Source organism: Paraburkholderia sp. RL17-373-BIF-A (assembly GCF_046030175.1).
In the GTDB taxonomy this organism is placed as follows: domain Bacteria; phylum Pseudomonadota; class Gammaproteobacteria; order Burkholderiales; family Burkholderiaceae; genus Paraburkholderia.
Map to the genome: position 1 here is coordinate 144086 of NZ_JARESO010000006.1, position 12719 is coordinate 156804.

Genomic DNA, 12719 nt, shown 5'->3' on the forward strand with positions numbered 1-12719 from the left:
ACAAAAATTCAATGTTGGAAGAACATCAACCAGACAGCGAGCGCGAGGAATGCGACAAGCGTGGGATACACCACGGCGGAAGGTCCCATCAGATTGTCGGCCTGTAAGCGCTTGAGGATCAGATAGATGACGACCGTGAGCACGACGCCCGCGACGATACAGAACAGCCAGTCGGGAAAGTACGCGCCCAGCACGCCAATGGATGGCGAATTTGCGCACCCTGACATCGGAATGGCGGCAATCGCGGCCGCGCCGATTGCACGCTTTGAACATCTGCCTCTGGCTAGTGGCATGTGTCGTTTCAAAGTCGTCTCTATGGTTGAAATCAATGTTACGCCTTGCAGATACGCCGATGCGTCTCGCCTCGGATTTCGGGTTTTGGGCAGTGAGGGAAACGGCTTCGTGCGCACCGGAGATGTGACGCTTGCTTTGCATTTCCAACAAAGCGCCTTCATCCAAAGGCCTTCTGAAGAAACTGACAGCGCACCTTTCAAGATCGTAGCCTGTGGGCCGCCCGTCGACAGATGGCAGGCGCACCAAGCCGTCACAATAACGCCGAAAAAGGTATTCCGCATTACATGAATATGTAATGCCGCCGCCATGGCTCCTCTTCCTGGTCAAACCCTGACGCACTCCACATTCATGTAGTAGCGGCCCGCAAATGCGCTGACTATCATCAAGCCGGGGTCGAAAGTTGGCTCGAGAATCCGGCACGTCACATTGATTGTGCACGGTATCTTTTTGTCTAATGAGAATCGAGGAACCGCATCATGCAAGCGCCCTTTGAAGAAGACAGAACGTGGCAGTCCGCGACGGCGCGCCTCTCGAACGAACGCGAAACGCAACGGCCCATTGTGTCCAGTCGCGTCCGCCCGATGTGCGGCAAAGGCAAGTTTTCGAAATGCGCGATCCGGATTCTGGAGCGCAATGGACAGATCTCGGCAACCATTGCGTGGAGCGACGCGACCTCCTGCTGCTACGGCGAACAGACATGGCGGCGCTGCATCGCGAGGAAAGCCGGGGTTTGCGCACTGAGCGGCCAGACCATTGCAACAGGCGATGCCGTGTATCGACCCAGGCGTGGCCGACCTGCCCCACGAAACGTCGAAGCGATGATTCTGGCTACCGTCATGGACGCTACCCCCGTGGAGGAAACGGTCTGACAGGTCAAATCCGGCTCTGCGTCAACAACGATGACGTCATGCTCGGCCGACGTATTTCATATCTACGTAATCCGAATCTTGTTCCGGTGTCCTGCCGTAACTCAATCAGTGTCGAGCGCCAATAGCCTGTCCAGGCTGATTCCAGATTCATGTAATAGCCGCGCTTCGCCACGCTCACTAACATCAAGGACCTGACACTGCGGACCGTTCAAAACAGCCACTACGGCTGGGTGATTGCACCGCGCTCATGTGGACGTGTCTCTTTGGTCTCTCTGCGAAAGCATCGCACTCGTAGTAATTCATTCACCTATGGAGATGTGAAATGGCGACGATAGCTGCCGACTACATGGTTGGTGCACTAGTCAACGCGGGCGTGAAGCGCGTGTTCGGTGTCGTGGGGGATTCGCTCAATGGATTCACGGACTCGCTGCGCCGGGATGGTTCGATTGAATGGGTTCACATGCGGCATGAGGAAAGCGCGGCTTTCGCCGCTGGCGCCGAGGCTCATCTCACGGGGCAGCTCGCAGTGTGCTGCGGAAGTTGCGGTCCGGGGAATCTGCACCTCATCAACGGCTTGTTCGACTGCCAACGCAGCGGCGTTCCCGTTCTTGCTATCGCCGCGCATGTCCCAAGCACGGAAATCGGCATCGACTATTTTCAGGCGACTCACCCCGAAATCCTGTTCAAGGAATGTAGCCACTACGTCGAACTCGTCACCAGCCCGGACCAACTGCCGCAAATTCTGGGCCGCGCCATCCGGACAGCGGTTGCGCGTAAAGGCGTCGCTGTTGTCGTCATACCTGGAAATGTGGCGCTCGGACCTCTCACCAAACCTGTGCCGACCTGGAGCGCGCCTTCCGCTCCGGTGATTCACCCATCAAACGACGATGTGACGGAACTCGCAGGCCTGCTGAACCGGTCGTCGCGAGTGACGTTGCTGTGTGGGGCCGGCTGCAAGGATTCCCATGCGGAAGTCGTAGAACTCGCCCGCAAACTGCAAGCACCGATCGTGCACTCGCTGCGAGGCAAGGAATACATCGAATACGATAATCCATTCGATGTGGGCATGACGGGCCTTGTCGGTTTCGCTTCTGGTTATTCCGCGATGAAGAGTTGCGACATGCTCCTGATGTTGGGCACCGACTTCCCTTATCGACAGTTCTACCCGGAGAAGGTGACTATCGCGCAGGTCGATACAAGGGCGGAAGCGCTCGGCAATCGATGCCCGATAGAGCTTGGCGTATTGGGAACCGTCAAGGATACGCTCAATGAACTTCTTCCGAAGATTCAGCAGAAAACGGACAGCAGCTTTCTGAATCGCGCACTCGACGACTATCGCAAGGCTCGCCAGAGTCTGGATGCGCTGGCGGAGCCGGAAGCGGGCAGCAGCACGATCCATCCGCAGTACGTGACGCGGCTCGTCAGCGAACTCGCGGACGAAGATGCGATCTTCTCCTGCGACGTCGGCACGCCCATCGCATGGACCGCACGATATTTGAAGATGAACGGCAAACGACGACTGGTCGGTTCGTTCAACCACGGTTCGATGGCCAATTCGTTGTTGCACTCGATCGGCGCGCAGGCGGCTTTCAGGGACCGACAGGTGATTTCGATGTCGGGTGACGGCGGCTTCACCATGATGATGGGCGAGTTCCTGACGCTGATTCAAACCGGTTTGCCGGTCAAAGTCGTCGTGCTCAACAACGGAACACTCGGCTTCGTGGAAATGGAGATGAAGGCCAGTGGGTTCATCGATACGGGATGTGACCTGAAAAATCCGAACTTCGCCGCGATGGCCAACGCGATAGGAATCAAAGGCGTGCGCGTCGAGCATCCTGCGGAGCTGGAAGGCGCCCTGGCCGAAGCATTCGCCCATCCGGGCCCGGCTCTCGTCGACGTAGTGAGCGCGCGTCAGGAACTCGTGATGCCTCCCGCGACCACCACTGATCAGGCCTACCACTTTGGGCTGTTCATGCTTCGTGCCGTCATGGACGGTCGGGGCCAGCAGCTCATCGATCTCGCAAAGGTCAACCTGTTCCGGTAACGCGGTCCGCAAAACTCAACGGAAATCGAACCATGTCCAGCAAGGCCGTCAGCACCGTCAATGTTGCATCAGACCGCCAGCCCATCCACATGGGTTTCGTCATCGCCTGGCTTTTCTGTGCCGCGTTCTACTTCATGCAGTACATGCTGCGTTCGGCGCCGGGCGTGATGATACCCGAGCTGAGTGCGGCGTTCGCCCGCGATGCGCTGGGCGTGGGCGCGCTAGTCGGCCTGTACTACTACACCTATGCGCTGTTCTCGATCGTTTGCGGTGCGTTGCTCGATCGACTCGGCGGCAAGGCCGTCATTCCGGCCGGCATCGTTCTCGTTGCCGTCGGCGCGGCGCTGTTCGGTCTGGGCAGCGTGGAGGCGGCGCAGGTCGGCCGCCTGCTGCAAGGCGCGGGTTCGGCGTGTGGGTTCATCGGCGCGGTGTATCTCGCCACGCACGGCTTTCCCCCGCGTTCTCTTGCGACGGCGGTGGGATTCACTCAATGCTTCGGCATGCTGGGCGGCTCCGCAGGGCAGTTCGCCGTTGCCCCGCTGATTCACGGCCTCATCACGTGGCAAAAGTTCTGGTGGCTGTCCGGCCTTGTCATCCTTTTGATCGCCGTGCTGGTGTTCTTCGCGACGCCCGCAGTCCATGACGACAGCCCAGCCAACCAGGGCTCATGGATAAAGATGTTCGCGCCGTACAAGGAAGTGCTGTCCAATCCGCAGTCGTATCTCTGCGGTTTCTGCGCCGGCTTGCTGTTCCTGCCGACTACGATCGGCGACATGATCTGGGGCATTCCGTTCCTGCACAACGGTCTCGACGTCAGCTATGCGGAGGCCGTCAATCGTGCGAGCATGGTGCCGCTCGGCTGGGTGATCGGCTGCCCGCTGTTAGGTTACCTGTCTGACCGTCTGGGGCGTCGCAAGCCGGTGTTGATTGCCGGCGCGTTACTGATGCTTGTGTCGGGCGCGGGCATTTTCTATCTGCCAGCCGGTGTGGCGCCGCCTTATGTACTCGGGCTGCTCCTCGGCATCGGCTCCGGTGCGGCAATGCTGCCCTACACGGTCATCAAGGAAGTCAATCCGGACAACGTGAAGGGCAGCGCCAGCGGCGCGATCAATTTCCTGGTATTCACGTTCAGCGCCTTGCTCACGCCCGCGTACGGCAAGCTGCTTGCCCACGTCGCGAGCGGCGGCGCAATGGATCTGCCGGTGTTCCGCGCAGCCGGCTCGTGGCTGCTCGGTGGCATCGTGCTCGCAATGGTGCTGGCGATGTTCATGCGCGAGACCGGACCACGCGGACGTGCGAACGCGTGAGACTGTACGGCCAGGCTAGCGTTTTGTGATCCCATCCGAAGGATGGGCCGCCGACGCCGCGACGTTCGGGCGTTTGGTGGCCGCAAGATTTCCGTATCGGGTCGGTGCTAACACGCATCAGGCGTCAGGCATCGAACGTGGTTGTCGACGACGTTTCGAGTTGCAGTTTGCCGGCCTGCCGGACGAGAGTAGCAAACGAATCCGCCTGCATTTTTTTCATGATGTGGCCGCGATGCACCTGCACGGTGTATTCAGTGATGCCAAGGATTGCCGCCGCCTGCTTGTTGAGCAAACCGCTTGCGAGTAGCGGCAACAGCTCCTGCTCACGAGGTGTCAGCGATTGATAGAGCGCTTGAAGCGTCGCTGCATTCTGCGCTTCCTCGCGAAGAACGTATGCTCTCGCGAGAGCCGCGTCGACCGCGCGCATCAATGCATCTTCATCGACAGGCTTGGTGAGGAAGTCGACAGCTCCGCCCTTCATGGCAAGAACTACGGACGGCACATCTCCCACTCCGGTAATGAAAATGACCGGAATCGGAGAGTCCATGCGAAGAAGCTTCTGGACTTCCAGGCCATTCATGCCAGGCATTCTCATATCCAGGATCAGACATGCCACCACATTTCGATGCGGTTTGTCCAGAAACTCTCCACCGGAGCTGAATGCCTGGACGTTTCTTCCGTTTGCGCGCAGCAGCGCAGAGAGTGCTTCTCGCACCCGGCTGTCGTCGTCCACCACATAGACCAGTTCGTTTGCGGATTCCATGGAACCCCCTGTAGTCAGGCAAACCTCCCCTAACGTCGGTACAGTCGATCTGCGATAGACGCGCAGAATGTGCCTCTCAGGCGGGCGTGCCGACGAGAAATTATAGCCGTGGGAATCGTTGCCCGGAAGCGTAGGGAGCCGCATCGTGCATTACATGATTATGTAATGTCAGCGCCGTATATGAAATTGTAGGCTGAGCGTTCCGCCTTGTCCGCTTGATTGGAAAATCCCGATGCGGCGCACTCGGAAACACGTCATTGCTATCAGCCCACTATGCTCTTCCAAACCGCGTCTTCGAAAAGCTTTGATCCCCAAATGCAAGCAGCGAATCGCTATGGTATGACGGATCGCTGTCTCCTCGTATCCGATTCGTGCGCACTGCACTGCGCGCGACCAGGCCTCGCACGTACTACATAAAACAACCGACGACACCCCGCTAAGATCCTGCCATGGGCGGAGACATGCAAAAGTACCACCGTCCAATGCGCCGACGAACTCGGAGGTTGACATGCTTACCGTGTTGATACCACGCTCGTCTCGGGATATTGCCCTCAGCGTCGCCATATCCAGTGCGTCAAGCATCGCAGGGTTACTAGAACCGATTTCCGGCATCCTCAGCCTCCTCTTTGTTGTCCTGATCGCGCACTTTTTCGGCAGGAGTTTCGGGCGTCTGGCCGCTGGGTTCGCCTCGCTTGGGATAGCCGGAATGGCATTCACCGCCGGTCACCCTCCGCTTGACTCCGGCTCTATCACCCATTCCGCGGTCGCAATCGCGGCGGCATGGCTTTGTGCCGAGCTGGCCTCCCGGCGCCCCCCGCAGCCTGACTCAACGGCCGGATCGAAGGATGGACAGTTCGATGAGCAACTCCGCCAACTGAACCAGACACTTCAAAGTATTAGCAGTCTTTTTCCCGGCCATGTGTGGACCGCGCTGCCCACTGGTCACATCGAATACCTGAGCCCCAGCCTGTGCGAATACACAGGCATAAAGGAAGCACACCACTGCGACTCTTTCCGAGCCGCAATCCACCCTGACGACCTGCAGACAAACGACCGATACTGGGGGGCGCTTCTGGCCCGAAACGACATGGGAGAGCTCGAGCTTCGACTCCGACGTACTGACGGCGAGTACCGGTGGTTTCTCTGCCGTGTCAAAACGATAAGAAACGAAAGTGGACGGCTACTGCGATGGATCGGTGTGAGCTGGGACATACACGACCGGAAGACCGCTGAATCCCTGCTTCGAATCGAAGAGGAAACCTATCGGCGCATTGTGGATAGTGTGCCGGCCTGCGTATGTGTCGGTGGACCCACCGGCGAGCTTGTCTACGTGAATAAAGTCGGCGTCGCCGCGTTGGGACGACCGATGGAGGAAATAGTCGGCGACCGATGGATGGCTTACATTCATCCCGATGACCTGCCCGCCGCACTACAGCGATGGAAAGCGTGCATTGCCGCGCGTGAGCCGGTCGACATTGCCGTGAGGATGCTGCAGCACGACGGCATATACCGCTGGCAGCGTCTTCTCGCCGAGCCATCACGCTCGTCGAGCGGAGACGTCATCAACTGGTACCTCGTCGGAATAGAAATCGAGGAGACCATCAAGGCTCAACAGGCATTGGCGGCCAGTGAGAAAGAAGCCCGCGAACTCCTCGATCGATTACCCGGCCGCTTCGCTACCCGGACAGAGCACGAGTTCGACTACGTGAGTCAGCAGATTCTTGAGGAAACGGGTACGACGCTTGAGGGCATACAGAATCTCGGCTTTCTGAGTTTCATTCACCGCGATGACCGCGACCGGATAGAGGCGGGCCATCGTCGCTCTCTTCAGGAAAAGTGCGCGCACGATACGACCTATCGATGGGCAGACCGCGACGGTAACTATCGATGGCACCACGCGCGCTCGATCCCTTACTTCAACGATGACGGAAGCGTTTACAAGTGGTATGCCGTGACCATCGACATTGACGATCTTTACAGGTCTAAAGAGGTCATCCGCGAAAATGAGGTTCAACTGAACTGGCTGGCGGAAACCGTTCCGGGCCTGCTCTGGCGTACGGACTCCCATGGCCGCCTGCAATACGCCAACAAGCGCACTGAAGACTACACCGGGCTACGGCTCGATGATTTGGTGGCGAACGGCTGGCTTCACCTGGTGCACCCGGATGACTCCGCGTCGACCGTTGAAGCCTGGCAGGATTCCATCGATAGCGGGAGGCCTTTTGACTGGGTCTATCGGCTCCGCGCGGCAGACGACACGTATCGATGGTTTCAATGCAAAGGCGCACCTATGCGGGGTGCCAATGGTGACATTTTGAATTGGTATGGGCTTTCGACGGATATCCACGACCGGCAGTTAGCCGAGGAGGCGCTTCGCTCGGAAGAGCTTAATTTGCGAAGGCTCGTGGACGCATTGCCCGTGATGATCTGGCGCGCCACACCGCAAGGAGATGTCGACCGGTGGAATCGACAAATGCTGAAGTTTATGGGCAAGGGCGAGGAAGAATTCGACAGAGAAATGTTACTTAACCTCATCCCTGAAGCTGACCGCCTTCGCGTCCGTTCGCGCTGGAGGCAAGCTGTCCAGGAAGGTGTGTCTTATCAGGACACGTACCAGGTGACGGGCGCCGATGGGAAACTGCGCTGGTATCTCGCTCGCGGCGAACCGTTTCGCGACGAAAGCGGACAGATCCTGCACTGGTACGGCGTATGTACGGACATCAACGATCTCAAGCAAACGGAAGCAGTGCTCGAACAGCGGGAGCATCAGCTATACGAGCTTATCGAGACCATCCCGGCCATGCTCTGGTGCAACGACCCACAAGGCAGGCTCACTTACGTCAATCGGAAGACCTCCGAATTTGTTGGCCTGGATATTTCGCAACTCGAGAACCTCGGCTATCAGAAGACCTTTCATCCTGACGATCTGGACAGCCTGCTTCAGGCGTGGACACACTCGATCGAGACTGGCGAACCGTACTGCCATGTTGCGCGGCTTCGCCGAAAAGACGGCGTCTATCGCTGGTACCAGAACACTGCCGAAGCAATGAGAGACGCCGACGGCAACATTGTTCAATGGTATGGGCTCAGTCTTGATATCGACGAGCGCAAGCGCGCGGAGGACCGGCTCAGACAGACTCAGGCTGAACTCGCGCGTGCAACCCAGATTGCCACGGTCGCAGAACTCTCGGCGTCGATCGCACATGAACTCAATCAGCCTCTCACGTCCGTTATCGCCAATGCGCAGGCTTGCAAACGGTGGCTCGCGGCGTCTCCGCCCAATTTGGGCGAAGCCAGGGTTTCCGTGGAAAGCGTCGTTCGAGATGCCCGTTCCGCGGACGAGACGATGCAAAGCATCCGCGCATTGTTCAAGCGGCAAACATTCCAGAAACGGGAACGGAATGTGAAAGACATGGTCCTCGAAGCCGTCCGTCTGCTACGGGAAGACGAAACCAGGCGTAGCGCCGACATCGAGTTCGACTTGCCCGATGGCCTGCCTCCAGTGTTCGTCGATCAGATACAGATTCAGCAGGTCCTTCTTAACCTCATCACGAACGGCATAGAGGCCACGGAGAACTCGGGACGCACACCCAGGATTCTGATTGCCGCGAGCCCGGTTGACGACCGGTCCATACTGCTCGAAGTCATCGATAACGGCTCGGGCATCGTCGACGACGACGACAGCATATTCGACGCATTCGTCACGACCAAGTGCAAGGGGATGGGCATCGGACTTGCGGTGTCCCGTTCCATTATCGAGGCTCATGAGGGTCGGCTTACCGCCTCCAATAACGAGGGCTACGGAGCGACCTTCGGCGTCGTCCTCCCCGTCTTGCCTGTCCAGATTTCCCAACCGGAGGTGGGCGCGAGATAGTGCAACCGGGCGACTTTCGCCATGCGTCCGCCGCCTGCTCCAATGCCCTCCGTCGCTTCAACCACAGAGCCTCGTCGACAAAAACAGACTTGACTCCAGATTCATGTAATAGCGGTCAGACATACGGCCAACTACCATCGAAACCAGGTAGAACACTGGAGCGACCACGGCTCGATGACTTCAACGCTGCTATCGCAGTCGCCGGTCTGCGCCGGTTACTGTCCCAATACAGCGGCCTCAAACGAATGGATATTTAAGCAATGATTCGCATTGGAAATCTGACTGTCTTCCCGGACCGGCGAGAGATATTCGTCGACGGCTCGCCTGTCGAGCTTGGCTGCAGAGCGATGGATGTTTTTCTCGTCCTTATCGAAGCAAACGGCGCATTGGTGACAAAGGAGAAGCTGATAGATCAGGTGTGGCCGACCACCATAGTCGTGGACAACAATCTTCACGTGCACATCTGCTGGATTCGTAAAATGATGGGCGAGGATCGTAAGTTGCTGGTATCCGTACCTGGCCGCGGCTATCGTCTGTTGAGACCGGTTCAGCTGCCGCATGCCGCCTCGATTTTCGTCGACTGTACTGACTCAAGGCGGGGTGCGCAGTAGTTTTTTCTCTTCGAGCGCGCAACTCGCCTGGCGCGACACGTCCCGCTCAAAACAACTTGCCGGCGCCTGCAAGTCTGGCAGCGCTTGTCCTAAGGCAAAGGTGGACCGACCACCGACGCCTTCAGGCGATGCTGTCGAGCAGGTCCAGCAACGCGTCCCCGTCGACAGGCTTTCTGAAGAAACCTAGTGCGCCTCTCTGCTGATAGTAGTTCTCCGTATGCTCGCCCGGCTTGCCCGTGATAATGACGACGGGCATTGCTGCGCCAGAAAGAACCACACGCTCGAGTACTTGCAAGCCGTCGATGGGCCGCATTCCCAAATCCGTTATAACGCATAACAGCCCCAGGTAGCCGTCGGAAAAGAAATCTTGTGCCGATTCGTAGAGCCGTGTTCCATACCCGCCTGAGGCCAACAGGTTCGCTAGAGAGGTCAGAACCCGCCGATCATCATCAATCACGGCAACGGTTCGAACCGGAGGCGCGAGCATTTCTTTCCTCCGGGCCATGGAGTCTCACAAAGGTTTGGCGTTGGCGTCAGGCATCGAACGTGGTTATCGACGAGGCTTTGAGTTGGAGTTTGCTTGCCTGCCTGACAAGAGTCGCAAATGAATCCGCCTGCATTTTTTTCATGATGTGGCCGCGATGCATTTGCACGGTGTATTCGGTGATACCAAATCGAAAGGCTTTGTGAGGAAATCAACTGCCCCGTCCTTTATGGCAAGACCGTAGTTGAATGCCTGAGCGTTCGTTCCGTTTGTGCGCAATAGTGCAGAGCGTGCTTCTCGCACCCGACTGTCGTCGTCCGCCAGATAGACCAGTTCGTTTTCGGATTCCATAGAACCCCTCTGCGGTCAGGTAAAAACCTCTCCTAACTTCGGTACAGTCGATCTGCAGTAGGCCCGCTAAATGTGCTGCTCAAAGGGCGTGCCGATGAGAAATTATAGTCATCGGAATCGTCGTCCGGAAGCGTGAGGAGCCATGTCGTGCATTACATGATTATGTAGTGTCACCACCACGTATGAAGTTGTAGGCTTATTGTTTGGCCTCATCGGCCGCGGCGCATAGCGTCGGTCGTTCCAGATACACCATCTTCTACAGCGTAATCACGGCCGTCACCAGAGCCAAAGTAACTATTTATGCCTGAACGCTGCTTACAAGGGAATATTGGCACTTGTCCAACTGTTCAATGATTTGAGGCTCGATTGCGAGCTGAAGGCCAATCATTCTGGAGCGACTTTAGTATGAATTCAAACGCCAAGCATACTTACGTATTGATCGCGGGCGCGTGGCATGGTGGATGGGTATGGCGCGATGTGATTCCAGGCTTACGCGAATTAGGACACGCCGTGACCGCACCCACGCTGACCGGACTCGGCGAGCGTCGCCACAATGGCACCGGCGACACAGATCTTGATAGCCACATCGACGACGTGATTGCTCATATCGAAATGGAAGGCCTGCGCTCCGTCACCCTGGTTGGATGGAGCTATGGCGGTATGGTCATCACTGGTGTGACCGCACGAATCCCCGACAGGATCAAATCGCTGATCTACCTGGACGCCTTTGTACCCGAAGACGGAAAATCTCTGGTTGACTATATCCCGGCCGAGATGCGCGCCCAGTTCGATGAGTTTGTAAAAAAGGACAATTCAATTCCTCCAATCCCACCGGAAGTATTTGGCGTAACCGCCCCGACACTCGCCGAATTCGTGACGCCCCGCCTCGCCCATCAACCGTGGCAAACTTTCTATGAACCGGTGCGGGCTCGGCCTCTACGCCAGGACATTTCCGTCGGATACGTGTACTGCTCGGGGTGGAATGCGACTCCATTCACACAGTTCTATGAAAAGTTCAAAAGCGATCCGCGCGTTCAGACAGCCGTCATTGATACCGGCCATCACTGTATGCTCACCGAGCCATTGAAAACCATCGAGGTCCTCGCTAACCTCGCATAAGCGGGTGTCTCTCATTGCTGTCTACTGACCATGCTCGCAGATGTGCGGCGCGCATTGTCTTTGGATAAGCCGGGTCGAAATATAGTCGTGGTTCACTTGGCTTCCGAACGATGAGCGAGTGCGATCGCATCGAGACCCGCCAGCACGAATCGCACAAAATCCTCTGCAAGCGCATCCTTGTCCCTGGCGATAGCGGGCAATAGAGCGGACTGCATCTGCTTTGGCGCGATCATCATGGCGATGCAGGGCAACACTGAAAACATCAAAGCCCGCTGAACCACGGGCGTGGTCGGGTCCAGCCCCAACACGCCGCCGATCACCTTGAGCAGGAATGCGGCCTTCGGACGCACCGCTTTCTCGATGAGCGCCGGGATGGCTTTCGACGGTGACAGCACTTCGCGCAGCATCAGCATAAAGCCCCAAGGCGTGCCCGCGTTCGTTGAAAGACCGACGAAACGCGAAAGGACCGCGCGCAACTGATCCTTGGGATCGTCGAGGCCCGCAGCAAGCGCGGCCAGCTCGTCAAGACCCACGACTTGCCGGTGCGCCTCGACCAGCGCTGCTTCGTAAAGCGCTTCCCTGCTTCCAAAGTGATAGTTCACCGACGCCATCGGTGTGCCCGCGCGTTCGCAAATTTCCTTGCTGGTGGCATCCGCGAAACCACGTTCGGCGAACACCCGGCCTGCAGTCTCGAGCAGGTGCTGACGGGTCGCCGCGCCGTCAGGGCGCGAGGCCCGTCTAGGCTGGGTCGCGGCTGTCTTTTTCGGGGTGGTCGGCATGGTCGAAGACTTACATTCCAGAAATAGTTTGAATTTGAATTCAAATTCGCATAGTATCCATTCTACTTGATCTGCGTCCGGTCCGCGAACGGACGCGCCGGCATGAAATGCTCAGTCACCAAGGCAGCCGGATCGCCCTCGCGGAGACTGCAGATTGAACTCATCGCGCGCGTTCCGTCGTGTTGAGTCGATTCGCCCAGTGTCCCGATCGGGCCACCACAGGG

Annotated in this window: 12 protein-coding genes; 7 read left to right on the forward strand and 5 right to left on the reverse strand. The window is 57.7% G+C overall.

What is annotated here, in order from left to right; all coding sequences use genetic code 11:
- Positions 1-8: 8 nt before the first annotated feature.
- Positions 9-227: a YtcA family lipoprotein gene (locus P0D80_RS09710; RefSeq protein WP_408283216.1), complete on the reverse strand. Its 219-nt coding sequence runs from the start codon at positions 225-227 to the stop codon at positions 9-11.
- A 4-nt stretch (positions 228-231) separates the two neighbouring features.
- Between P0D80_RS09710 and P0D80_RS09715 the strand changes: the two genes are divergently transcribed.
- From P0D80_RS09715 to P0D80_RS09730, 4 genes are all read left to right on the forward strand, one after another.
- Positions 232-582: a hypothetical protein gene (locus P0D80_RS09715; protein WP_408283219.1), complete on the forward strand. Its 351-nt coding sequence runs from the start codon at positions 232-234 to the stop codon at positions 580-582.
- A 188-nt stretch (positions 583-770) separates the two neighbouring features.
- Positions 771-1163 (forward strand): DUF3331 domain-containing protein, encoded by a 393-nt coding sequence (locus P0D80_RS09720; protein ID WP_408283221.1) that lies wholly within the window; start codon positions 771-773, stop codon positions 1161-1163.
- 322 nt (positions 1164-1485) lie between these two features.
- Positions 1486-3207 carry a ubiquinone-dependent pyruvate dehydrogenase gene (gene poxB / locus P0D80_RS09725; protein ID WP_132375896.1) on the forward strand — a complete coding sequence of 574 codons (1722 nt, stop codon included), beginning with the start codon at positions 1486-1488 and terminating at the stop codon, positions 3205-3207.
- Between the two features lie 134 nt (positions 3208-3341).
- On the forward strand, positions 3342-4514 hold the full coding sequence (locus P0D80_RS09730; protein WP_408178883.1) for an MFS transporter: 1173 nt from the start codon (positions 3342-3344) through the stop codon (positions 4512-4514).
- A 124-nt stretch (positions 4515-4638) separates the two neighbouring features.
- Here the strand turns inward: P0D80_RS09730 and P0D80_RS09735 are convergent, their stop codons facing one another.
- A complete protein-coding gene (locus P0D80_RS09735) occupies positions 4639-5277 on the reverse strand; it encodes a response regulator transcription factor (protein ID WP_408283224.1) in 639 nt (212 codons plus the stop codon).
- 508 nt (positions 5278-5785) lie between these two features.
- Between P0D80_RS09735 and P0D80_RS09740 the strand changes: the two genes are divergently transcribed.
- Together P0D80_RS09740 and P0D80_RS09745 are read left to right on the forward strand one after the other, a co-directional pair.
- A complete protein-coding gene (locus tag P0D80_RS09740; protein ID WP_408283227.1) occupies positions 5786-9151 on the forward strand; it encodes a PAS domain-containing sensor histidine kinase in 3366 nt (1121 codons plus the stop codon).
- Positions 9152-9411: 260 nt separating this feature from the next.
- Positions 9412-9762, forward strand: coding sequence for a winged helix-turn-helix domain-containing protein (locus tag P0D80_RS09745; RefSeq protein WP_408178785.1), 351 nt, complete (start codon positions 9412-9414; stop codon positions 9760-9762).
- Between the two features lie 121 nt (positions 9763-9883).
- On the opposite strand, the gene P0D80_RS09750 is transcribed toward P0D80_RS09745, so the two are convergent.
- Both P0D80_RS09750 and P0D80_RS09755 read right to left on the reverse strand, forming a co-directional pair.
- Positions 9884-10249 carry a response regulator gene (locus tag P0D80_RS09750; protein WP_408178786.1) on the reverse strand — a complete coding sequence of 122 codons (366 nt, stop codon included), beginning with the start codon at positions 10247-10249 and terminating at the stop codon, positions 9884-9886.
- Positions 10250-10295: 46 nt separating this feature from the next.
- Entirely contained in the window at positions 10296-10409 is a 114-nt protein-coding gene (locus tag P0D80_RS09755) for a hypothetical protein (RefSeq protein WP_408178884.1), read from the reverse strand.
- A gap of 593 nt (positions 10410-11002) precedes the next feature.
- Between P0D80_RS09755 and P0D80_RS09760 the strand changes: the two genes are divergently transcribed.
- A complete protein-coding gene (locus P0D80_RS09760; RefSeq protein WP_408283231.1) occupies positions 11003-11716 on the forward strand; it encodes an alpha/beta fold hydrolase in 714 nt (237 codons plus the stop codon).
- 92 nt (positions 11717-11808) lie between these two features.
- Here P0D80_RS09760 and P0D80_RS09765 read toward each other — a convergent pair whose 3' ends face one another.
- Complete coding sequence (locus tag P0D80_RS09765) at positions 11809-12495, reverse strand: TetR/AcrR family transcriptional regulator (RefSeq protein WP_132375902.1); 687 nt, start codon at positions 12493-12495, stop codon at positions 11809-11811.
- Between the last annotated feature and the right edge of the window lie 224 nt (positions 12496-12719).

What these genes read in the sequence shown, in the direction of transcription:
- P0D80_RS09715 (WP_408283219.1), top strand. Translation starts at nt 232, where the DNA reads ATGGCGGCAATCGCGGCCGCGCCGATTGCACGCTTTGAACATCTGCCT.
- P0D80_RS09750 (WP_408178786.1), bottom strand. Translation starts at nt 10,249, where the DNA reads ATGCTCGCGCCTCCGGTTCGAACCGTTGCCGTGATTGATGATGATCGG.
- P0D80_RS09760 (WP_408283231.1), top strand. Translation starts at nt 11,003, where the DNA reads ATGAATTCAAACGCCAAGCATACTTACGTATTGATCGCGGGCGCGTGG.
- P0D80_RS09735 (WP_408283224.1), bottom strand. Translation starts at nt 5,277, where the DNA reads ATGGAATCCGCAAACGAACTGGTCTATGTGGTGGACGACGACAGCCGG.
- P0D80_RS09720 (WP_408283221.1), top strand. Translation starts at nt 771, where the DNA reads ATGCAAGCGCCCTTTGAAGAAGACAGAACGTGGCAGTCCGCGACGGCG.
- P0D80_RS09745 (WP_408178785.1), top strand. Translation starts at nt 9,412, where the DNA reads ATGATTCGCATTGGAAATCTGACTGTCTTCCCGGACCGGCGAGAGATA.
- poxB (WP_132375896.1), top strand. Translation starts at nt 1,486, where the DNA reads ATGGCGACGATAGCTGCCGACTACATGGTTGGTGCACTAGTCAACGCG.
- P0D80_RS09730 (WP_408178883.1), top strand. Translation starts at nt 3,342, where the DNA reads ATGCAGTACATGCTGCGTTCGGCGCCGGGCGTGATGATACCCGAGCTG.
- P0D80_RS09710 (WP_408283216.1), bottom strand. Translation starts at nt 227, where the DNA reads ATGTCAGGGTGCGCAAATTCGCCATCCATTGGCGTGCTGGGCGCGTAC.
- P0D80_RS09765 (WP_132375902.1), bottom strand. Translation starts at nt 12,495, where the DNA reads ATGCCGACCACCCCGAAAAAGACAGCCGCGACCCAGCCTAGACGGGCC.
- P0D80_RS09740 (WP_408283227.1), top strand. Translation starts at nt 5,786, where the DNA reads ATGCTTACCGTGTTGATACCACGCTCGTCTCGGGATATTGCCCTCAGC.
- P0D80_RS09755 (WP_408178884.1), bottom strand. Translation starts at nt 10,409, where the DNA reads ATGCATCGCGGCCACATCATGAAAAAAATGCAGGCGGATTCATTTGCG.